The sequence below is a fragment of the Streptomyces sp. NPDC101490 genome, assembly GCF_044767145.1.
In the GTDB taxonomy this organism is placed as follows: domain Bacteria; phylum Actinomycetota; class Actinomycetes; order Streptomycetales; family Streptomycetaceae; genus Streptomyces.
The window spans coordinates 291,246-311,243 of sequence record NZ_JBIWNI010000006.1 but is presented as its reverse complement, the minus strand read 5'-3'; the positions used below and the strand labels follow the sequence as shown (position 1 = coordinate 311,243).

Sequence of the window (19,998 nt, the reverse complement as noted above, 5' to 3'; positions counted from 1 at the left end):
GAATACGTCAGTTCGTGACCGTGGGCGGGACGGGGTTCCGGCTCAGTCCTTCGCCAGGCTGAACGGGGCCGGGAGCACCTTCACGCCCGGCATCGTCGCCTCCAGCAGATAGGTGCCGGGACCCGCCCGGCCCGCCGGGGCGGTGGCGCAGTCCGGGGCGCTGCGGCCCCGGTCCCACTCGACGGTGTGGGTGATGGTGGTGCGCGCGGGGACGCGCAGCAGCACGGGGGTGCCGGGCCGGGGGCAGTCGGCGCTGGACCAGACCTCGTCGTCCTTGCTGTCACTGATCGTCAGAACGGCGTTGCGCGGCCCGAGATCGGCCTTGCAGGCGGCGCCCGAGGTGTTCTTCGCGACCAGCAGGAACCGGGGCTTCTCACCGGTCTCGTAGCTGACCTTGCTGCTGCGGAGCGTCAACTGGAGCGCTCCGGAGGGGCAGTTGGGGAGCGGGGAGTCGGCGGGGACGCGCTGGCCCGCGCCGGTGCCCGCGCCGCCGTCGCCACCGGCGCCGTCGGTGTCGCCGTTCTTGCCGCCGCTGCCACTGCCGCCGTCGCCCGTGCCGCCGTCGGTCGTACCCGGGTCCGTGCCGGTGCCGCCCGAGCCGCCGTCGCCGCCCGTAACGCCTTCGGAGTCTCCCGACTCGTCTCGTCCGCCGGGCTGTTGGCTGATCGCGGTTCCGCTGCCGGAGGGGCCCGGGGTGATCGAGGGGGGTGTGGGGGAGGCGCCGTTGGCGGCGTCGTTCGGCTTCTTGCCGCCATCGTCACCGGAGGCCAGGGCCCAGAAGGCGAGGAGCGCCAGAAGCGCCGCCAGGCACGCCGCCACCGCCCTCCGTCGCCAGTAGATGGTGGAGGGAAGCGGCCCGACCGGATTGCGCAAAGATCCCACGACCCGAACCTTACGAGAGATCACGCCCAACTCCCGCCCTACCCGCCGCCCGAGCCATCAAGTTTTGCCGATGATCACATCCGTCGGTTGCGGGAACTTTTCCCCGACCCCCGCTCCGACACCCCCCAAGACGGCCCTAAACGGAAGATAACGGACGTCTTCCGGTGACCCCCACTTTCGTCAGGGGTCGCTCTGGCCGTTGGCCCGGGGCGAGACGCCGTGGATTCCGGTTAGCGTCATGCACCATGAACACCCTTCTCGACCTCTCCGACCGTCTGTATGTCGACGTCCTGGACTTCGCGCACTCCACCCCCCACTGGTTCCAGTGGCTCGCCGAGGTCTGGACCGAGGCCGGGCTGCTGCTCTTCGGCGCCCTCTTCCTGGCCGGCTGGTGGCGCTCCCGCGAGGGGTCGAGCCGGGCGATGGCCCTCGCGCTGCTCGCCCCCCTCGCCACCGCCTTCGGGTACGTGGTGAGCGAGTCCTTCAAGTCGGTGGTCGACGAGGAACGCCCCTGCCGCTCGGTGGCCGGGGCGCCCGCCTCCCTGATCACCTGCCCGCCGCACGGCGACTGGTCCTTCCCCAGCAACCACGCGGCCATCGCGGGCGCCGCGGCCATCGCGCTCGCCCTGTCCTGGCGCGGGGTCGTCTGGCTGACCGTGCCGATGGCCCTGCTCATGGCCTTCTCCCGGGTCTTCGTCGGCGTCCACTACCCGCACGACGTGACGGTCGGCGTCCTCCTCGGCGGTCTGGTCGCCTTCCTCGTGATGCGGGCCGCGGCGCGGCCGGTGGCCAACCTGGTGGACACGGCGAGGTCGAGCGGGAACACGGCCGTGGTCTGGTGCGCGGGCCGCGGACCGCGCGTGCACCCGGCGGGGGGACGCGCCGCCCGGCGCGCCGAGGAAGCCCGCCGCGCGCGCCACGGCGCGCACTGATCGCGTCGGGGACGTGCCAGGATCGGTGGTGCCATGACTTCCACCGAGACTCCTCCCGTCCCCGTCGCTCCCCCGGCCCGCGAAGCGCGCGCCGCCGGCGACCCCGCCGTCCCGACGCCCCCCGCGGAGCTGCACGGGCCCGTCCTCGCCTGGTTCGACCGGAACGCCCGTGATCTGCCCTGGCGGCGGCCCGAGGCCGGTGCCTGGGGCGTCATGGTGAGCGAGTTCATGCTCCAGCAGACACCCGTGGTCCGGGTGCTCCCGGTGTACGAGCAGTGGCTCGCGCGCTGGCCCCGCCCGGCCGATCTGGCGGCCGACGCCCCCGGCGAGGCGGTCCGCGCCTGGGGCAGGCTCGGATATCCGCGCCGGGCGCTGCGGCTGCACGCGGCGGCCACGGCCATAACGGAGCGGCACGGCGGCGACGTGCCCAGCGACCACGGACACCTGCTCGCGCTGCCCGGCATCGGCGAGTACACGGCCGCTGCGGTGGCCTCCTTCGCTTACGGGCAGCGGCACGCGGTCCTGGACACCAATGTCCGCCGGGTCTTCGCGCGGGCCGCGACCGGAGTGCGGTACCCGCCGAACGCGACCACGGCCGCCGAGCGGCGGCTCGCCCGCGCGCTGCTCCCGGCGGACGAGGCCACGGCCGCCCGCTGGGCCGCCGCCTCGATGGAGCTGGGCGCCCTGGTGTGCACCGCGAAGAACGAGGAGTGCGGGCGCTGCCCGATCTCCGGGCGGTGCGCCTGGCTCCTCGCGGGAAAGCCCGAGCACGAGGGGCCGCCCCGGCGCGGGCAGACGTACGCGGGGACCGACCGGCAGGTCAGGGGACGGCTCCTCGCGGTGCTGCGGGAGTCGCGGGAGCCGGTGGCGCAGGCGGCCTTGGACGCGGTCTGGGACGAGCCGGTGCAGCGGGCCAGGGCCCTGGACGGTCTGGTCGCGGACGGTCTGGTCGAGCCGCTGTCCGGCAGCCGCTACCGGCTGCCGATGAGCTGAGGCCGTGCGGCGGCGGCCCGTAGGGGTCTGCCCGTAGAAGGTCTCTCGTAGAAGGTCTGCTCGTAGAGGGTCAGAGAGGTGCCCCCGGCCCATAGGGATCCGGGGGCCTGAGCTCCTGGTCGTCGAGGACCTGGACCCGTAGGGGTGGGCGCCTGGGCCCGTAGCCACAGGCGGCCTGAGCCGTCGTACCGGAAGGCCCGTGGGGCAGGTCCCGAGACCCGTCCCACGGGCCTCTCGCGTCCCTGGGACACCTCCTCTCCCGGTCGAAACCCCGCCCCTGCCGTCGTTACACAACCGATGGACAGCCGTGCGTCCACCGACGGCTGCCACGCACAGCCCCGTGACACGCGCTCCGTAGCGTCATCCATGACAGCAGGAACGAAGCAGGTCACGGGGTTCGGAGGCGGTTCGGATGAGGCATGGCGAGGTGCTCGATTTCGAGGAGTACGTCCGCACGCGGCAGGACGCGCTGCTGCGCAGTGCCCGTCGTCTCGTCGCGGATCCCGTCGATGCCCAGGACCTGCTCCAGACCGCCCTCGCCCGGACGTACGGCCGCTGGGACGGCATCGCCGACAAGTCTCTGGCCGACGCCTACCTCCGCCGGGTCATGATCAACACCCGGACCGAGTGGTGGCGCTCCCGCAAGCTCGAAGAGGTGCCCACCGAGCAGCTCCCCGACGCCTGCGTCGACGACCCGACCGAGCAGCACGCCGACCGCGCCCTGCTCATGGACGTCCTGAAGGTCCTCGCCCCGAAGCAGCGCAGTGTCGTCGTGCTGCGGCACTGGGAGCAGATGAGCACCGAGGAGACCGCCGCGGCGCTCGGCATGTCGACCGGTACGGTGAAGTCCACGCTCCACCGCGCGCTCGCCCGGCTCCGTCAGGAACTGGAGAGCCGTGACCTCGACGCCCGTGCCCTGGGGCGGACCGGGGAGCGGACGACCGTACGAGGCGACGAGCGGGGGCGGGAGCGGTGCGCGGCCTAGACGGCGGAGCGGACGGCAGAGGACACGGGGGCGGCACCGATGACGGTGACCGCCCCGGCGGCGATGTCCGCGCGGGCCGCACCGGGGACGGCCCGGGCGCGACCGTCGCCCCCGGCTGGTCCGACAGGTCCGGCTGGTCCGGCGGGTCCCGCCGCGACCGGGACGGCACCGGCCTGCGGGGGCATCCCCCGCGCAGGGCGGACGGCACCGGTCGGCGGAGGCTCTCCTCGGCCAGGGCGGCGGGCATCACGGCGACGGCCGGGCTCGTCGCCGTCGGCCTGTCCCTCGCGGCCTGTTCGACCGGCGGCACCGGCTCCCGCGACGAGGGCGCGGCCCGCAGCGGCGAGGTCGCCGCGGCGGCGCCGACGCCCGCGCCCTCCGCGACCACCGGCCCCGAGTCCGAGTCCGCCGCGCGGGTGGACCCGATCGCGCTCCTCAAGGACGACCCCAAGATCGGCAAGCGGCTCAAGGCCGATCTGAAGCCGTGCGTCGCGGACGCCTACCCGGTGGACGCCTCCTACGGCAATCTCACCAACTCCACCGCGCCCGATGTCGTCGTCAACGTGATGACCTGCGGCGACGCCGTCGGCATCGGCACCTACGTCTACCGGAAGCAGAGCGACCGGTACGAGAACGTGTTCACGGCGGAGGACGCTGCGGTCTACGGCACCATCGACCGGGGCGAGCTCGTCGTCACCAAGCAGGTGTACGCGGAGGGCGACCCGGTCGCGTACCCCTCGGGCGAGGACGTCATCACGTACCGCTGGGCGGGGACCAGGTTCACCCAGCACGACTGGGTGCACAACGACTACAGCCGGGCCGTCGGCGACTCGGGCATCGCGGAGCCCGCGCCCTCCGTGACCCCGCCGACCTGAGCCGTACCCCCTGCCCCTGTCCGTCACCCTCCGCCCCACCCACCGCTCCTGTCCCGTCCGCCCCGGAACCGCAGACCCCGAAGGACCCGCACGATGGCCGAAACCCATGTCCTGTTCGTCGAGGACGACGACGTCATCCGTGAGGCCACCCAGCTCGCCCTGGAGCGGGACGGCTTCCGGGTCACCGCCATGCCCGACGGGCTCTCCGGGCTCGACGCCTTCCGCGCCCAGCGGCCGGACATCGCCCTGCTCGACGTGATGCTGCCGGGCATGGACGGCGTCAGCCTCTGCCGCCGCATCCGCGACGAGTCGACCGTGCCGGTGATCATGCTGTCGGCGCGCGCCGACTCGATCGACGTCGTCCTCGGCCTCGAGGCGGGCGCCGACGACTACGTCACCAAGCCCTTCGACGGCTCCGTCCTGATGGCCCGCATCCGGGCCGTGCTGCGCCGCTTCGGCCACGCCGGACTCGGCACGGGCGAGCGCGCGGAGGACGGCACCGACGGCGGCGGGCTGCTCGTCTTCGGCGATCTGGAGGTCGACACCGAGGGCATGGAGGTCCGCAGGGGCGGGGTGCCCGTCGCGCTGACCCCGACCGAAATGCGGCTGCTCCTGGAGTTCTCCTCCTCGCCCGGCACCGTACTGTCCCGGGACAAGCTCCTGGAGCGGGTCTGGGACTACGGCTGGGGCGGCGACACCCGGGTCGTCGACGTCCATGTGCAGCGGCTGCGGGCCAAGATCGGCCAGGACAGGATCGAGACGGTCCGCGGCTTCGGCTACAAGCTCAAGAGCTAGGGCGGGCCCGCACCGGTGAAGCTGCTCCCCCTCCGTACCGGGGTCCGCTGGAAGATCGCCGTCGCCATCGCGGCGGTCGGCGCGCTCATCGCGGTCACTCTGAGCGTGGTCGTCCACAACGCCGCCCGCATCTCGATGCTCGACAACGCGCGCGAGGTGCAGATGGAGCGGCTGCTCTTCGCCCAGCGCATGTACGAGACCTCGAAGCCCAAGGAACCGCGCTTCGGCACCAAGCTCAACGACCCCGCGCTGCCGGCCCAGCTGGACCAGCTGATGCGGGACAAGCGGCGCGGCACCTACGTGCAGGAGCACCGGCACGGCGGGCCGCCGGACGTGTGGGCCGCCGTGCCCCTCGCCAACGGGGACGTGCTGTCCCTGCACATCCCCTTCGCCGACCGCAGCGCGACCGTCATGAACGACCTCGACCGGGCCCTGGTCATCGGCTCGGTCTCGGTGGTCTTCGGCGGCTGCGCGCTCGGCGTGCTCATCGGCGGCCAGCTGTCCCGGCGGCTGAGGAAGGCGGCCGTCGCCGCCGGGCGGGTCGCCCAGGGCAACACCGACGTCCGCGTCCGGGACGCCGTCGGCGGGGTCGTACGGGACGAGACCGACGACCTCGCGTGGGCGGTGGACGCCCTGACCGACGCCCTCAACGAGCGGATCGAGGCGGAACGGCGGGTCACCGCCGACATCGCCCACGAACTGCGCACCCCCGTCACCGGGCTGCTCACCGCCGCCGAGCTGCTGCCGCCGGGGCGCCCCACCGAGCTGGTGCGGGACCGGGCGCAGGCGATGCGGACCCTGGTCGAGGACGTCCTGGAGGTGGCCCGGCTGGACAGCGCGTCGGAGCGCGCGGAGCTCCAGGAGATCGCGCTGGGCGAGTTCGTGGAGCGGCGGGTACGGGCCCTGGACCCCGAGGTGGTCGTCCGGGTCGTCCACGAGTCCTGGGTGAACACCGACCCCCGGCGCCTCGAACGCGTCCTCGGGAACCTCCTCTCCAACGCGGCCAAGCACGGCGGGACGCCGGTCGAGGTGACGGTCGAGGGGCGGGTCGTCCGGGTCCGCGACCACGGCCCCGGCTTCCCCGAGGCGCTCCTGAAGGAGGGCCCGAGCCGTTTCCGCACCGGGACGAGCGACCGGGCGGGGCAGGGCCACGGACTCGGACTGACCATCGCGGCGGGCCAGGCGCGGGTCCTCGGCGCCCGGCTCACCTTCCGCAACGTGGCGTCGGAGTCGGCGCCGAACGGCGTCGGCGGGGCCATCGCGGTCCTGTGGCTGCCGGACCACGCGCCGACGAACACGGGCAGCTTCCCGATCCTGCGTCCCCAGGACTGAGGACGGACCGGGGCCTCGCGGGACACGACGAGGAGCCCGGTCGGATCACGGCACCGGGGACGCGCGGGACACGGCCTCGGGCCTGCGGGGAAGCACGGCGCCGGGCCCTTCCCTCGTATCGCACCGGGCTCCCCGCGCACGGCGAAGAGGCCGGTCCCTTCGGCGGAACCGGCCCCTCCACGGGCGTACGAGCGGGGGTACGAGCGGGTACGGGGACGAGTCGTCAGACCGTCTCGGCGACCTTCGCCGTGCCGTCGCCCTCCGCGGTCTTCGGGGATGTCGCCGGGCCCGCGCCGCGGAGCGTCACCTCCTTGACGAAAAGGGCGAGGACGAAGGCGAGGACGGAGACCGCCGCCGCGAGCAGGAAGGCACCGTGCGTGCCGGAGGCGACCGCGTGCTGGTAGGCCTCGCGGAGCGCCGCCGGGAGCTTGGCCAGACTGGCCGCGTCGAGCTGCGCGGTCCGCTCGGTCAGCCCGGAGCCGCCGTTCGCCGTCATCTCGTCCTGGACGCGGCTGGTGAAGAGCGCGCCCATGATCGCGACGCCGAAGGAGGAGCCGAGCGTCCGGAAGAGGGTGGTGGAGGAGGAGGCGACGCCCATGTCCCTCATCTCCACGCTGTTCTGGGCGACCAGCATGGTGATCTGCATGAGGAAGCCCATGCCCGCGCCGAGGACCGCCATGTGCACGCCGGAGACCAGGCGCGAGGTGTCGGTGTCCATCGTGGAGAGCAGGAACAGGCCGACGGTCATGAGCGCGCCGCCGAGGATCGGGAAGATCTTGTACTTGCCGGTGCTGGTGGTGAAGCGGCCGACGACCAGCGAGACGACCATCATCGACAGCAGCATCGGCAGGAGCAGCAGCCCGGAGTTGGTGGCCGAGGCGCCCTGGACGGACTGCTGGAAGATCGGCAGGTAGAGGACCGCGCCGAACATGACGAAGCCGGTGATGAAGCCGATCAGGGACATCAGGGTGAAGTTGCGGCTGCGGAAGATGTGCAGCGGCATGATCGGGTCGCTCGCCCGGGTCTCCACCAGGAGGAAGGCTGCGAGCGCCGCGGCGCCGCCGACCCCGAGGCCGACGATGGTGGCCGAGCCCCAGGCGTACTCGGTGCCGCCCCAGGTGGTGACGAGGACGATCGCGGTGATGCCGACGGTGAGCAGCGCGGCGCCGAGGAAGTCGATGCGGGTGCCCGTGGCGCGCTGCTTCTTCGGCAGGTGCAGGACGGCGGTGACCATCGCGAGGGCGACGGCGCCGAGCGGCAGGTTGATGTAGAAGGACCAGCGCCAGCCCCAGTGGTCGGTGATGGTGCCGCCGACGAGGGGGCCGCCGATCATGGCGAGGGCCATGACGCCGGCCATCATGCCCTGGTACTTGCCGCGCTCGCGGGGCGGGATGAGGTCGCCGATGATGGCCATGACGCCGACCATGAGGCCGCCCGCGCCGAGGCCCTGGACCGTCCGGAAGCCGATGAGCTGGCCCATGTCCTGGGCCATGCCACTGAGGGCCGAACCGATCAGGAAGATCACGATCGAGGTGAGGAAGACGCCCTTGCGGCCGAACATGTCGCCGACCTTGCCCCAGAGGGGGGTGGAGGCGGCGGTGGCCAGGGTGTAGGCGGTGACGACCCAGGAGAGGTGTTCGAGGCCGCCGAGTTCGCCGACGATCGTCGGCATCGCGGTGCCGATGATCATGTTGTCCAGCATCGCGAGGAGCATCGCGATCATGAGGGCGAGGAGGACGACCCGGACGCTGCGTGGCTGCCCCGTCTCCCCCTGCGCCGGTACCGCTGTGGCTTGCGTCGTCATGTCGTTCCCTTACTTGCCGCCCGGCTAGTTACTACACTGGGGAAAGTAGACCCGTAACTAGCCGGTCGTCAAGTAAGTTCTTTGGAAAGTGGAGGCCACCCATGGCCCGAGGCAACACCCGCCAGCGCATCCAGGACGTGGCCCTCGACCTGTTCGCCGAGCAGGGCTACGAGAAGACCTCGCTGCGCGAGATCGCGGAACGCCTCGACGTCACCAAGGCCGCGCTCTACTACCACTTCAAGACGAAGGAAGACATCCTCGTCGGCATCTTCGAGGACCTGACCCGGCCCATGGACGAGCTGATCGCCTGGGCCCAGGAACAGCCCGCCACCCTGGAGACCCGCCGGGAGATGCTGCGCCGCTACCAGCGGGCCCTGCGCACCGCCGCCCCGCTCTACCGCTTCATGCAGGAGAACCAGGCCACGGTCCGCGAGCTGTCCGTCGGCCTCACCTTCAAGGAGCGCATGATCACCCTGGTCGGGCTGACCCAGGAGCCGGACTTCGCGGTGGTCGACAAGGTCCGCTGCGTCAGCGCGGTCTTCACCCTGCACGCGGGCACCTTCTTCATGCAGAACGTCGAGGGCGACACCGAGGAGAAGCACGAAGCCACCCTCGAGGTCGCCCTCGATCTGCTGGAAGCGGCCCACCGGGCCGACTGACCGCACCTCGCGGTGGGCCGGACGCACTGGATCCGGCGCGCGGGCCTCCGCGCGCCGGATCAGATGCGCTGAATCAGGCGTACTGGATCAGACGTACCGAATCAGACGTACTGGATCAGATGGTGACGCCCTGGGCGCGCAGGAAGGCGCCGGGGTTCACGGCGGAGCCGTAGTTCGGGGTCGTACGGATCTCGAAGTGCAGGTGGGGGCCGGAGGAGTTGCCGGTGTTGCCCGAGAGGGCGATCTGCTGGCCGGCGGCGACCTTCTGGCCGATGTTCACCTTGACCTGCGACAGGTGGGCGTACTGCGAGTAGCGGCCGTCGGCGTGCTTGACGACAATCGCGTTGCCGTACGCGGGGCCGTCGCCGCCGCCGTTCGGGCCGGCCTTCACGACGGTGCCCGCGCCCACGGACTTGACCGGGGTGCCGACCGGGACGGCGAAGTCCTGGCCGGAGTGCTTGCTGGCCCACATGGCGCCGCCCTGGTTGTAGCCGGCGGTCAGCGTGTAGGAGCTGACCGGCTTGACCCAGGCGGGGGCGGCCTTCGCGGCGGCCTGCTGGACGCCTATCGCCTTCGCGGTGGCGGCCTTCACCTGGGCGGCGACGTGCGCCTGGGCCTGGGCCTGGGCGGCGACCGCGGCGGACGCGGTGACGGTGACCGGGGCGACGGTCCTGCCCTCGGCGGCGAAGGCGGACCCTGCTCCGGCCACCAGCGACGCTCCCAGGCCCGTGGCGGCGAGAGCGGCGACGGTGACACGGGCGACGGGGTTCATGACGCGCTTCGACATACGGGGGAAAACCTCCGGGTGGGACGAACGGGGGGATGCGGAGCCCGGGGCGAACGTGCCGCACCGGGCTTGCTCCACCTTGGTAACCCGGACCCCCACCTAGCCCAAAACACCCCATCTACGACATTGCGTCGTAGCGATCTCCGCTGGAGATCCACCTCGAACACCCTCGGATCGATCCCCACAAAAGGGATATAACGACTCAAAACGATCGGTTTATCCGCACGTCAGGGGCGACCCGAACCGCCGGGGAAACCGCCCCGCGTCCTTTTCGCGGATCCCGGGGCCGCGTCCCACGGGTTCCCTCCCGGAAGCACCGAACCGGCACCGGAGGCCGCCACTATTCCGGCTAGTACCCCCGAAAACCCCTGTGCGCCTTGTCACCACGCACCGGGCCCCGATGCGACCTGGGTCACGCGCCCGGACCGCCCCGGAGAGGTCCTCGCGAGGTCCCGGAGAGGTGCCGGAGACCTCCCCGAGAGGTACCGGAGACGTTCGGGAGAGGTACCGGAGAGGTCCCCGCGAGGTTCCGGAGACCTCCCGGAGAGGTCCCGCACTACGCTGACCGCCTCGGGGACCCACGGGGGACGCGTCCCCGGGGAACCCACGGGGGGACACACGCATATGGAACCGGCGCTCATCGGCACCCGCCTCGCCTCGGCCGCGATCGGCCCACTCCTGAAGAAACTGCTGGTCAGCGAGGGTCCCGGGGCGGGTCTCATCGAACGGTCCGACGCCGTCCGGCTCTCCTCCCTGGTCTCCTTCCGCGGCGAGCACCGCACCCTCACCGAGAAGGACGTCCGCAGGCTCGCCGGGACCCTGGTCGAGCGGTCCCTGAACGGGGACGGCGAGCGGCCCTTCCCCGCCGACGAGGCCGAGGCCGTCACCGACGCCCTCGCGGCGACCCTCCTGGCCCTCGGCGACCTCGACATGGACGACGTCCAGGCCGTCCGCCTCGGCCACACCGCCCTCGCCCGGCGGCTGCGCGCCGCCGCCCCGGCCGCCGACGGCCTCTCCACGGACTCCGTCCACTACCTGGAGACCCTCGTGGAGTGGGCCTGCCTCCACGTCCTCGAGTTCTTCACCCGCCGGTCCACCTTCGTCGCCCGCAGCCTGGTGGAACAGACCCGGGGCCAGAGCGAGCTCATCGCCAAGGTCGACGAACTCGTCCGCCGGACACCGAGAGCCGACACCCGGGACGCGGACTTCGAACGGCGCTACCTGGAGCACCTCGCCAGGAAGCACGGCCGTCTCACCATCTACGGCATCGACCTGCACCACTCACCGGACGAGTGGCCCCTCGACATGGCGTACCTCTCCCTGGAGGCGACGGGCCGCGAGACCGCCCGGTCCGACGGGAACGGGCAGGGCGCCGCACCCGGCCACGGCGTCCCCGCCGACCGCGCCCTCCACCGCCACCCCCGCATCCTGCTGCGCGGGGTCGCGGGCTCCGGCAAGACCACCCTCGTCCAGTGGCTGGCGATCACCTCCACCGGAACCCCCAGAAGCACCGGCCGGACCACGAGCGCCGGAAGCACCGGACGGACAGGCCCTACGGGACAAGCGGCGCAGGCAGGACAGGCAGGACAGGAGCGGCAGGCGGGGCACACAGGACAGAGAGGACAGACGGGGCAGGCAGGACCGGCGGGAACGACCGGGGCCGCCGTCCCCTTCGTCCTGCCCCTGCGCACCCTCACCCGCCACGACGCCCCGCTGCCCCCGGCGGACCGTTTCCTCTCCGCCGTCGGCTGCCCCCTCACCCCGCCCGACGGCTGGGCCGACCGGGTCCTCCGGGCGGGCCGTGGCCTCGTCCTCGTCGACGGCATCGACGAGGTCCCCGAACCCGAACGGGCCCGGACCCGCCGCTGGCTGCGCGACCTCGTCGACGCCTACGACGGCCCCAACCGCTGGCTCGTCACCTCACGCCCCTCGGCCGTCAAGGACGACTGGCTCACCGCCGACGGCTTCACCGAACTCACCCTCTCCGAGATGTCCCGCGCCGAGGTCACCACCTTCGTACGCCGCTGGCACACGGCCGCGGGACCCGACGCCGGCCCGTACGAGCAGCCCCTCGTCGACGCCCTGCACGCCACCCCCGACCTCGCGAAGCTCGCCACCAACCCGCTGATGTGCGGACTGATCTGCGCCCTCCACCGGGACCGGCGCGGCTTCCTGCCGCGCGGCCGCAAGGCCCTCTACGACGCGGCCCTCTCCATGCTCCTCACCCGCCGCGACCGCGAGCGGGACATGGGCGCCCCGTACGGGGTGGAACTCGGCGAGGCCCCGCAGATCCAGCTGATCCAGCGCCTCGCGTACTGGCTCACGCTCAACGGGCGCACCCAGATGGACCGCGACCACGCCCGTACGATCGTCGCCGAGGCCGTGCCCGCCGTCCCCGAGGCCGCGGCGCACGGCGACCCGCAGCGCGTCTTCGACCATCTGCTGCACCGCAGCGGTCTCCTCCGCGAGCCCACGCCCGGCACCCTCGACTTCGTCCACCGCACCTTCCAGGACTATCTGGCCGCCAAGCACCTGGTGGACCGCTGGGACATCGGCGTCCTGATCGGCCACGCCGCCGACGACCAGTGGGAGGACGTCGTCCGCATGGCGGTGGGCCACTCCCGGCCCCGCGAGTGCGCGGAGATCCTCCGGGAACTGCTGGCCGCCGCCGACCGCGCCGAGGAGCCCGGCGCCCGGCTGCGGCTGCTCGTCGTCGCCGCGACCGCCCTCGACCACGCGACGGAGGTGGCCCCGGAGATCCGCGAGGAGCTGCTGGACCGTACGGCCCGGGTCATCCCGCCCCGTACTCCTGACGAGGCGCGCGCCCTGGCCACCGTCGGCCCCGCTGTCCTCGGCCTGCTCCCCTCCCCCGCCGGGCTCGACGACGAGCAGGCACTGATGTCCGTGATCACGGCCTCCCGGATCCCCGGCGACGCGGCGATCCCCTATCTGGCCCGCTTCACCGGCCACCCCTCGCTGCCCGTCCGCTCCCAGCTGGTCTGGGCGTGGCCCCGCTTCGAGACCCGCGCCTACGCCGAGCGGATCGTCGCCCGGCTCGACCCGGCCGGCCTCGACTTCACGGTCCGGGGCGACGAGCACGCCGCCGAGTTGGAACGGCTGGGCCTGTGCCCGGACCGCCTGGACATCGACGACACCGTCTCACCCGCCGCGGTGACCGCGCTGCTGCGCCGCTGCGACCCCGTCCACCTCAGCCTGGTCGTCAATGAGCCCGACCCCGACCTGAGCGCCCTGTCATCCCTCACCCGGTTGGAGAGCCTCCAGCTCGAAACCAACGACGCGCCCTGGTCCCCCGATGTGCTCCCCGCCCCAGGGCCCCTGGCCTCGCTCACCCTGGACACCTGGCCGGACGGCGGCTTCGGAGCCCTGGCACACCTGGGTGCACTCACCAAGCTGAACCTGTGGCTGTCGCCCACCATCCGCGAGGAGGAATGGAGGCAGCTCACCACACTGCCCTCCCTGACATCCCTCTCGGTCACCCAGGGGGACCTGGAAGCGCTGCCTGAGGATCTCGTCATGCCGGGCATCACGGACCTGTGGCTCGCCCTCCGCACCCCGTCCTCGCTCATCACCGTCGTCCGGGTGTTCCCCTCGCTGCGTAGGCTCTCCCTGACCAGCAATACCGTCGACCTGCTGGACGTCTCGGTGCTGGCAGACCTGGAGCGGCTGACGGCCCTGTGGAGCGACACCGTCCTCACCGGGACCGACCGGCTGACCCCGGATGTCCGCGTCGAGATCGCCCGGGAGTGACACCACGCACGCGCGAAAAGGGGCGGCCCCGGAACCGACAGGTTCCGGGGCCGCCCCTTCGCGTCAGGACGTGAGCCCTACGCTTCCTTCGACAGGTTCGGGCCCGTGCCGCCCGTGGCCTCGATCGGCGGGGCGTCCGGCAGGGCCGACTTCTCCTCGCCGCGGAAGGTGAAGGTGCGCTGCTCGCCCTCGCCCTCGGTGTCCACGACCACGATGTGACCGGCACGCAGCTCGCCGAAGAGGATCTTCTCCGACAGCGTGTCCTCGATCTCGCGCTGGATCGTCCGGCGGAGCGGACGGGCGCCCATCACGGGGTCGTAGCCCTTCTTGGCGAGCAGCTCCTTCGCGGACTGGGAGAGCTCGATGCCCATGTCCCGGTCCTTCAGGCGCTCGTCCACGCGGCCGATCATCAGGTCGACGATCTGGAGGATGTCGCTCTGGGTCAGCTGCGGGAAGACGATGACGTCGTCCACACGGTTGAGGAACTCCGGACGGAAGTGCTGCTTCAGCTCGTCGCTGACCTTCGCCTTCATCCGCTCGTAGTTGGACTTCGTGTCGCCCTGGGCCGCGAAGCCCAGGTTGAAGCCCTTCGAGATGTCCCTGGTCCCGAGGTTGGTGGTCATGATGATGACCGTGTTCTTGAAGTCCACGACCCGGCCCTGGGAGTCGGTCAGACGACCGTCCTCCAGGATCTGGAGAAGGGAATTGAAGATATCGGGGTGGGCCTTCTCGACCTCGTCGAAGAGGACGACGGAGAACGGCTTGCGGCGCACCTTCTCGGTGAGCTGGCCGCCCTCTTCGTAGCCGACGTATCCGGGCGGCGAACCGAAGAGCCGGGACACGGTGTGCTTCTCGCTGAACTCCGACATGTCGAGGGAGATCATCGCGTCCTCGTCGCCGAAGAGGAATTCGGCGAGCGCCTTCGAAAGCTCGGTCTTACCGACACCGGACGGACCGGCGAAGATGAACGAGCCACCGGGGCGCTTCGGGTCCTTCAGACCGGCACGCGTACGGCGGATGGCACGCGAGAGGCCGATGACGGCGTCCTTCTGCCCGATGACACGCTTGTGCAGCTCGTCCTCCATGCGGAGCAGACGGCTGGACTCCTCCTCGGTCAGCTTGAAGACCGGGATGCCGGTGGCGGTCGCCAGGACCTCGGCGATCAGATCGCCGTCGACCTCGGCGACGACGTCCATGTCGCCGGCCTTCCACTCCTTCTCCCGCTTGGCCTTCGCGGCGAGGAGCTGCTTCTCCTTGTCACGGAGCGAAGCGGCCTTCTCGAAGTCCTGCGAGTCGATCGCGGACTCCTTGTCCCGGCGGACACCGGCGATCTTCTCGTCGAACTCGCGGAGGTCCGGCGGCGCGGTCATCCGGCGGATGCGCATCCGGGAACCGGCCTCGTCGATCAGGTCGATCGCCTTGTCCGGGAGGAAGCGGTCCGAGATGTACCGGTCGGCCAGGGTCGCGGCCTGGACGAGGGCCTCGTCGGTGATGGAGACCCGGTGGTGGGCCTCGTACCGGTCGCGGAGACCCTTGAGGATCTCGATGGTGTGCGGCAGCGACGGCTCGGCGACCTGGATGGGCTGGAAGCGGCGCTCGAGGGCCGCGTCCTTCTCCAGGTACTTCCGGTACTCGTCGAGCGTGGTGGCGCCGATGGTCTGGAGCTCACCGCGGGCCAGCATCGGCTTGAGGATGCTGGCGGCGTCGATCGCGCCCTCGGCGGCACCCGCACCCACGAGGGTGTGGAGCTCGTCGATGAACAGGATGATGTCGCCGCGGGTGCGGATCTCCTTGAGGACCTTCTTCAGGCGCTCCTCGAAGTCACCGCGGTAGCGGGAGCCGGCGACCAGGGCACCGAGGTCCAGGGTGTAGAGGTGCTTGTCCTTGAGGGTCTCGGGCACCTCGCCCTTGACGATGGCCTGGGCCAGGCCCTCGACGACGGCGGTCTTGCCGACGCCGGGCTCGCCGATGAGGACCGGGTTGTTCTTGGTGCGGCGGGACAGCACCTGCATGACCCGCTCGATCTCCTTCTCGCGCCCGATGACCGGGTCGAGCTTGGACTCGCGGGCCGCCTGGGTGAGGTTGCGGCCGAACTGGTCGAGGACCAGGGACGTCGAGGGGGTGCCCTCGGCAGGACCGCCGGCGGTGGCGGCTTCCTTGCCCTGGTAGCCGGAGAGCAGCTGGATGACCTGCTGCCGCACCCGGTTGAGGTCGGCGCCCAGCTTCACGAGGACCTGGGCGGCGACGCCCTCGCCCTCGCGGATCAGGCCGAGCAGGATGTGCTCGGTGCCGATGTAGTTGTGGCCGAGCTGGAGGGCCTCGCGGAGCGAGAGCTCCAGGACCTTCTTGGCACGGGGAGTGAAGGGGATGTGGCCGGACGGGGCCTGCTGGCCCTGCCCGATGATCTCCTCCACCTGCTGGCGGACCGCCTCGAGCGAAATCCCGAGGCTCTCCAGGGCCTTAGCGGCGACACCCTCACCCTCGTGGATAAGGCCCAGAAGGATGTGCTCGGTGCCGATGTAGTTGTGGTTGAGCATCCGGGCTTCTTCCTGAGCCAGGACGACAACCCGCCGCGCGCGGTCGGTGAACCTCTCGAACATCGTTAATCGCTCCTCAGAGCGGTCAGTCAGTTAGGGGTCGATCCCCTCCCTGTCCTTCCGCAGCTTAGTCCCGCAAGCGGGGACCGCTCATTCCAACTGCCGACATCCGTCCGGATCACCCCCTCTTCGCGTGGGGAGACCTGCTGCCGAACAGCCGACAAATGCTCCAACCCGATGGTGCGAGATGATGTTCCCGCAGGCCAAGTAGTTACCCACACCATCAGTACGCCGATGGCGAACGTGAGACCCCGAAGCCCGCGAGTCGCCCCTCTCCACTAGGAATGTCTTACCCGTGGGGACGGACACTCCATGCGGGAGACCCCCGTCCCCTCCGCTACCAGCGAACAACCCCGCACTGCCGAATGCACTCGTACGCCCCATCACGGACACCTTGCGCGTCCAGTGGGCGACGGTGCGTCACCGCGGGCGTAACCAACGCGCTCCTCCGGGAGTTCCCCGGACATGTCCCTCACCGTGCCGCCGCCCCGTACGCCGCCCGACGGCGGGACGGCACGGTGGTACGAGCGGGAGCTCGGCTGGGCGACGGCGGCGGGCCCTCCGGTGCGGCTGGTCACCGGGCTGCGCTTCGACGTCCTGGAGCTGCCCCTCGGCGCGGGGCTCCGGGTGCTGCGCCGGACGGGACCGGCGACGGGACCGGTGGCCGTGACCGGGCGCCGGATGCGGCTGCTCGTGGCGGCCGGGGCGGCGGAGGAGCTGCCGGGACTGCTGGACTGGCTGGAATGGGGCGGGATCGCGCTGGACCTCACGGTGCTGGGCGCCGGGGGCCGGATGACCGCGCCCCTTCCTCCGGGGCGGGGCGGATCCGGCGCACCGGACGCCTCCGTGTGGCTGCGCCCTCCGGCGCCGGGCCGTGAGGTCGAGTCCTCGCTTCCGGCCCTGCGTTCCACGCCCTGGGGCGGTGCGGGCATCCCGTGCCTGACGCGGCTCGTGGCCGCCGCGGCCGTGGAGTGCCACCGGGCGCGGCTGCTGAGTGTCCGGGCCGGGGGCCCGTCTGCTCAGCAGCTGGCGCCTCAGCGGTTCGCGTCCTCGTAGGCGGCCTTGATGTCGGCGGGAACGCGACCGCGGTCGTTCACGTTCATGCCGTTCTCCTTGGCCCACGCGCGGATCTTCGCGGTGTCCTGGCCGCCCGTCGCCACCACACGGCCCTTGCCGCGTCCGCCGGTCGTACGGCCACCGGTGCGACGACCGCTCTTGGTGTACGGATCGAGCAGATCCCGGAGCTTTTCCGCGTTGGCGGTGGTGAGGTCGATCTCGTAGGTCTTGCCGTCCAGCGCGAACGTCACGGTCTCGTCCGCCTCGACGCCGTCGAGGTCGTCGACAAGAAGGACCTGAACCTTCTGTGCCACCGGATTTCCTTTCATCGAAAATGCAGTACGCGGAAAGGAAACCGCTTTTCCCGGAAAAACACAAACCCCTGGGAGAGGTTCAGAAGCCCGGCGGCGCGGGAAACGTGCGCGATTCGGACATAGGGTTCCGGGTGGAGCCGGTGCCGGGTTCCGGTCACAGGTGCAGAAGCATCCGGCTGTTGCCCAAGGTGTTCGGCTTCACTCGTTCGAGACCGAGGAACTCGGCGACTCCCTCGTCATAGGAACGCAGGAGCTCGCTGTAGACATCTCCGTCCACCGGGGTCTCACCGATCTCGGTGAAGCCGTGCTTCGCGAAGAAGTCGACTTCGAAGGTCAGACAGAATACCCGGCGCACGCCGAGCCAACGGGCGGTGTGCAACAACTTGGCGAGCACGTGATGTCCTACGCCCGCGCCCTTGAACTCGGGGTCGACGGCGAGAGTGCGCACTTCGGCGAGGTCTTCCCACATGACGTGGAGAGCGCCGCAGCCGACGACGACGGCGTCCTCGTCGCGTTCCGCCACCCAGAACTCCTGGATGGACTCGTAAAGGGTGACGGTGGCCTTGTCGAGGAGGATGCCCCGGTCCACGAAGGGATCGACGAGACGGCGGATCGCGGCGACGTCTCCGGTGCGGGCCCTGCGGACGGTGACGGCTCTGGCGGGGGCCGGGGAAGCGGCCGGGGAAGAAGCGGACGTCGACATGGGGGGACGCTATCGCTCCCCGTCGCCGGGGCCCCCGGCGCCCTCCTCGGGCGGGGCGGGGGCGGTCGGCGGGGTGTCGCGCTGCACCATGCGGACGGCGTCGTCGAGGGCCTCGCGCTGCTCCTGGGACATCATCCCGAAGAAGGCGACGAGGGCGGCCGCAGGATTGTCGCTCCGGGCCCATGCCTCGTTCATCAGGGCGGCCGAGTACGCGGCCCGGGTGGAGACCGCCGTATATCGATAGGCGCGGCCTTCGACTTCCCGGCGCACCCAGCCCTTCTGATGGAGATTGTCCATGACGGTCATGACGGTGGTGTAGGCGATGGACCGTTCCTGCTGAAGGTCTTCCAGGACTTCCCGGACGGTCACCGGACGGTTCCATTGCCAGACGCGCGTCATGACGGCGTCTTCGAGCTCTCCCAGGGGACGGGGCACAGCGTCACTTTAGTGCGCAAACAGTCAATAAGTGTTCATTGGCGATGCAAAACGAAGGAAGTCAAACAAAAAGGGCGCATGACCATGAAAGGTCATGCGCCCTGGGCACGTCCGACCGCCCGGTGCGGGGCCCGGCAGGGCCACGGCGTCCGGGCGGTGGGGATCAGGCAGTGACGGCGTCGGGAGCGGCCGCGCTCGGGTGCGGCCGCGTCCGGGCTCCGCCGTTCAGGAGGTGGCGGTGCCGTTCAGGAGGTGGCGGTGCCGTTCAGGAGGTGGCGGTGCCGTTCGGCTGACGGGCCGCCTCGGCGCGCGCGAACGCGGCGTCCACGGCCGCGTCCTCCTTGTTCTTGTTCGAACCGCCCTGACTCTTGACGATCGTGACGACGAGGCCGATGAAGAAGGCGGCCATCACGACGGGGGGCAGGAGCGCGGATACGTAGTCCATGGCGACCAGACTAACTATCCGGCGGCGCGTTCCTCGGGCGGGGGCGGCGGTACGGGCCTCCGGCGTGGCGGGAACACCTCGGACGGCTTGGGCACCGGCCGTTCGGCCGGGGCCGGGGGCTTCGGCCGGGGGTCGTCGGCCGCCGTCCGCCCGCCGGGGAGGGCGAGCAGCCGGGCCCGGGAGACACCGGGGGCGGGAGTGGCGGTGGCCTGGGAGATCCGGGCCAGCCGCGCGCGGACGGACCGCTCGGCGAGCACCTGGCAGCGGGCCAGCAGCTCGGCGGCGGCCGGGTTGCCGCGCAGCGCGCGCAGGGCGGCCAGGTCGTCGGCCGCGGGCTCGTACCCGGCGGCCAGGGCGTCCTGGAGCAGCTCCAGATAGCCGCTGAGGGACCCGGGCAGCGCCTGGCGGTAGCGGGCCAGGTCGTCGAGGAGGAAGGCGCGCAGGCGACCGGCCTCGCGCGCGGCCTCGTCCACCGATTCGGCCAGGCGCAGGGCGTCCCGGACGTCCTCGTCCTGGAGCGGGGCGGGATGCAGGGCGACAGCGAGGGCACGACGGAGCACGCGCAGTTCGTCCGCGCTGAACGCCATGCCGCCACGGGATCCGTATGGCGTGGGCATGGGCCGACGATACGCGCTA

At 71.4% G+C, this 19,998-nt stretch carries 18 protein-coding genes; 9 read left to right on the top strand and 9 right to left on the bottom strand.

What is annotated here, in order from left to right; translation table 11 throughout:
* Window positions 1-42: 42 nt before the first annotated feature.
* The gene (locus tag ACIRQY_RS16190; RefSeq protein WP_403925872.1) at window positions 43-882 is read right to left on the bottom strand and encodes a hypothetical protein; all 840 of its coding nucleotides are present in this window, start codon (window positions 880-882) and stop codon (window positions 43-45) included.
* 245 nt (window positions 883-1,127) lie between these two features.
* Between ACIRQY_RS16190 and ACIRQY_RS16185 the strand changes: the two genes are divergently transcribed.
* From ACIRQY_RS16185 to cseC, 6 genes are all read left to right on the top strand, one after another.
* A complete protein-coding gene (locus ACIRQY_RS16185) occupies window positions 1,128-1,814 on the top strand; it encodes a phosphatase PAP2 family protein (RefSeq protein ID WP_403925869.1) in 687 nt (228 codons plus the stop codon).
* 33 nt (window positions 1,815-1,847) lie between these two features.
* Window positions 1,848-2,807 carry an A/G-specific adenine glycosylase gene (locus ACIRQY_RS16180; RefSeq protein WP_403925866.1) on the top strand — a complete coding sequence of 320 codons (960 nt, stop codon included), beginning with the start codon at window positions 1,848-1,850 and terminating at the stop codon, window positions 2,805-2,807.
* Between the two features lie 412 nt (window positions 2,808-3,219).
* The gene (locus tag ACIRQY_RS16175; RefSeq protein ID WP_351785718.1) at window positions 3,220-3,792 is read left to right on the top strand and encodes a SigE family RNA polymerase sigma factor; all 573 of its coding nucleotides are present in this window, start codon (window positions 3,220-3,222) and stop codon (window positions 3,790-3,792) included.
* Entirely contained in the window at window positions 3,780-4,667 is an 888-nt protein-coding gene (locus ACIRQY_RS16170) for a hypothetical protein (RefSeq protein WP_403925863.1), read from the top strand. Before ACIRQY_RS16175 ends, ACIRQY_RS16170 begins: the two co-directional genes overlap by 13 nt.
* A 93-nt stretch (window positions 4,668-4,760) precedes the next feature.
* Window positions 4,761-5,462 carry a two-component system response regulator CseB gene (gene cseB, locus ACIRQY_RS16165; protein ID WP_351785720.1) on the top strand — a complete coding sequence of 234 codons (702 nt, stop codon included), beginning with the start codon at window positions 4,761-4,763 and terminating at the stop codon, window positions 5,460-5,462.
* Between the two features lie 15 nt (window positions 5,463-5,477).
* Window positions 5,478-6,794, top strand: coding sequence for a two-component system sensor histidine kinase CseC (cseC, locus tag ACIRQY_RS16160; protein WP_351785723.1), 1,317 nt, complete (start codon window positions 5,478-5,480; stop codon window positions 6,792-6,794).
* Window positions 6,795-7,017: 223 nt separating this feature from the next.
* Here the strand turns inward: cseC and ACIRQY_RS16155 are convergent, their stop codons facing one another.
* Window positions 7,018-8,598 (bottom strand): MDR family MFS transporter, encoded by a 1,581-nt coding sequence (locus ACIRQY_RS16155; protein ID WP_403925860.1) that lies wholly within the window; start codon window positions 8,596-8,598, stop codon window positions 7,018-7,020.
* Between the two features lie 101 nt (window positions 8,599-8,699).
* Here ACIRQY_RS16155 and ACIRQY_RS16150 point away from each other — a divergent pair, with 101 nt between their 5' ends.
* Entirely contained in the window at window positions 8,700-9,257 is a 558-nt protein-coding gene (locus ACIRQY_RS16150; RefSeq protein ID WP_351785728.1) for a helix-turn-helix domain-containing protein, read from the top strand.
* Window positions 9,258-9,372: 115 nt separating this feature from the next.
* Here ACIRQY_RS16150 and ACIRQY_RS16145 read toward each other — a convergent pair whose 3' ends face one another.
* On the bottom strand, window positions 9,373-10,044 hold the full coding sequence (locus ACIRQY_RS16145) for a M23 family metallopeptidase (protein ID WP_351785731.1): 672 nt from the start codon (window positions 10,042-10,044) through the stop codon (window positions 9,373-9,375).
* A gap of 624 nt (window positions 10,045-10,668) precedes the next feature.
* Here ACIRQY_RS16145 and ACIRQY_RS16140 point away from each other — a divergent pair.
* Entirely contained in the window at window positions 10,669-13,812 is a 3,144-nt protein-coding gene (locus tag ACIRQY_RS16140; protein WP_403925855.1) for an NACHT domain-containing protein, read from the top strand.
* A 77-nt stretch (window positions 13,813-13,889) separates the two neighbouring features.
* Here ACIRQY_RS16140 and ACIRQY_RS16135 read toward each other — a convergent pair whose 3' ends face one another.
* Complete coding sequence (locus ACIRQY_RS16135; protein ID WP_351785736.1) at window positions 13,890-16,412, bottom strand: ATP-dependent Clp protease ATP-binding subunit; 2,523 nt, start codon at window positions 16,410-16,412, stop codon at window positions 13,890-13,892.
* Between the two features lie 462 nt (window positions 16,413-16,874).
* Between ACIRQY_RS16135 and ACIRQY_RS16130 the strand changes: the two genes are divergently transcribed.
* Complete coding sequence (locus ACIRQY_RS16130) at window positions 16,875-17,465, top strand: SCO3374 family protein (RefSeq protein WP_403925853.1); 591 nt, start codon at window positions 16,875-16,877, stop codon at window positions 17,463-17,465.
* On the opposite strand, the gene ACIRQY_RS16125 is transcribed toward ACIRQY_RS16130, so the two are convergent.
* The 5 genes from ACIRQY_RS16125 to ACIRQY_RS16105 form a co-directional block, all read right to left on the bottom strand.
* On the bottom strand, window positions 17,444-17,779 hold the full coding sequence (locus ACIRQY_RS16125) for an Lsr2 family protein (protein ID WP_351785741.1): 336 nt from the start codon (window positions 17,777-17,779) through the stop codon (window positions 17,444-17,446). The two genes, ACIRQY_RS16130 and ACIRQY_RS16125, sit on opposite strands and share 22 nt — an antisense overlap.
* 154 nt (window positions 17,780-17,933) lie before the next feature.
* Window positions 17,934-18,482, bottom strand: a complete 549-nt coding sequence (locus ACIRQY_RS16120; protein ID WP_351785743.1) for an amino-acid N-acetyltransferase — start codon at window positions 18,480-18,482, stop codon at window positions 17,934-17,936.
* Window positions 18,483-18,491: 9 nt separating this feature from the next.
* On the bottom strand, window positions 18,492-18,917 hold the full coding sequence (locus tag ACIRQY_RS16115; protein WP_351785746.1) for a BlaI/MecI/CopY family transcriptional regulator: 426 nt from the start codon (window positions 18,915-18,917) through the stop codon (window positions 18,492-18,494).
* Window positions 18,918-19,182: 265 nt separating this feature from the next.
* Entirely contained in the window at window positions 19,183-19,362 is a 180-nt protein-coding gene (locus ACIRQY_RS16110) for a hypothetical protein (protein WP_351785748.1), read from the bottom strand.
* A 14-nt stretch (window positions 19,363-19,376) separates the two neighbouring features.
* Complete coding sequence (locus ACIRQY_RS16105; protein ID WP_403925927.1) at window positions 19,377-19,949, bottom strand: hypothetical protein; 573 nt, start codon at window positions 19,947-19,949, stop codon at window positions 19,377-19,379.
* Window positions 19,950-19,998 lie beyond the last annotated feature (49 nt).

Excerpts from the sequence above, each read along its gene's own strand:
- ACIRQY_RS16185 (WP_403925869.1), top strand. The coding sequence starts at position 1,128 with ATGAACACCCTTCTCGACCTCTCCGACCGTCTGTATGTCGACGTCCTG.
- ACIRQY_RS16180 (WP_403925866.1), top strand. The coding sequence starts at position 1,848 with ATGACTTCCACCGAGACTCCTCCCGTCCCCGTCGCTCCCCCGGCCCGC.
- ACIRQY_RS16175 (WP_351785718.1), top strand. The coding sequence starts at position 3,220 with ATGAGGCATGGCGAGGTGCTCGATTTCGAGGAGTACGTCCGCACGCGG.
- cseB (WP_351785720.1), top strand. The coding sequence starts at position 4,761 with ATGGCCGAAACCCATGTCCTGTTCGTCGAGGACGACGACGTCATCCGT.
- ACIRQY_RS16155 (WP_403925860.1), bottom strand. The coding sequence starts at position 8,598 with ATGACGACGCAAGCCACAGCGGTACCGGCGCAGGGGGAGACGGGGCAG.
- ACIRQY_RS16150 (WP_351785728.1), top strand. The coding sequence starts at position 8,700 with ATGGCCCGAGGCAACACCCGCCAGCGCATCCAGGACGTGGCCCTCGAC.
- ACIRQY_RS16145 (WP_351785731.1), bottom strand. The coding sequence starts at position 10,044 with ATGTCGAAGCGCGTCATGAACCCCGTCGCCCGTGTCACCGTCGCCGCT.
- ACIRQY_RS16140 (WP_403925855.1), top strand. The coding sequence starts at position 10,669 with ATGGAACCGGCGCTCATCGGCACCCGCCTCGCCTCGGCCGCGATCGGC.
- ACIRQY_RS16135 (WP_351785736.1), bottom strand. The coding sequence starts at position 16,412 with ATGTTCGAGAGGTTCACCGACCGCGCGCGGCGGGTTGTCGTCCTGGCT.
- ACIRQY_RS16130 (WP_403925853.1), top strand. The coding sequence starts at position 16,875 with ATGTCCCTCACCGTGCCGCCGCCCCGTACGCCGCCCGACGGCGGGACG.
- ACIRQY_RS16120 (WP_351785743.1), bottom strand. The coding sequence starts at position 18,482 with ATGTCGACGTCCGCTTCTTCCCCGGCCGCTTCCCCGGCCCCCGCCAGA.
- ACIRQY_RS16110 (WP_351785748.1), bottom strand. The coding sequence starts at position 19,362 with ATGGACTACGTATCCGCGCTCCTGCCCCCCGTCGTGATGGCCGCCTTC.
- ACIRQY_RS16105 (WP_403925927.1), bottom strand. The coding sequence starts at position 19,949 with ATGGCGTTCAGCGCGGACGAACTGCGCGTGCTCCGTCGTGCCCTCGCT.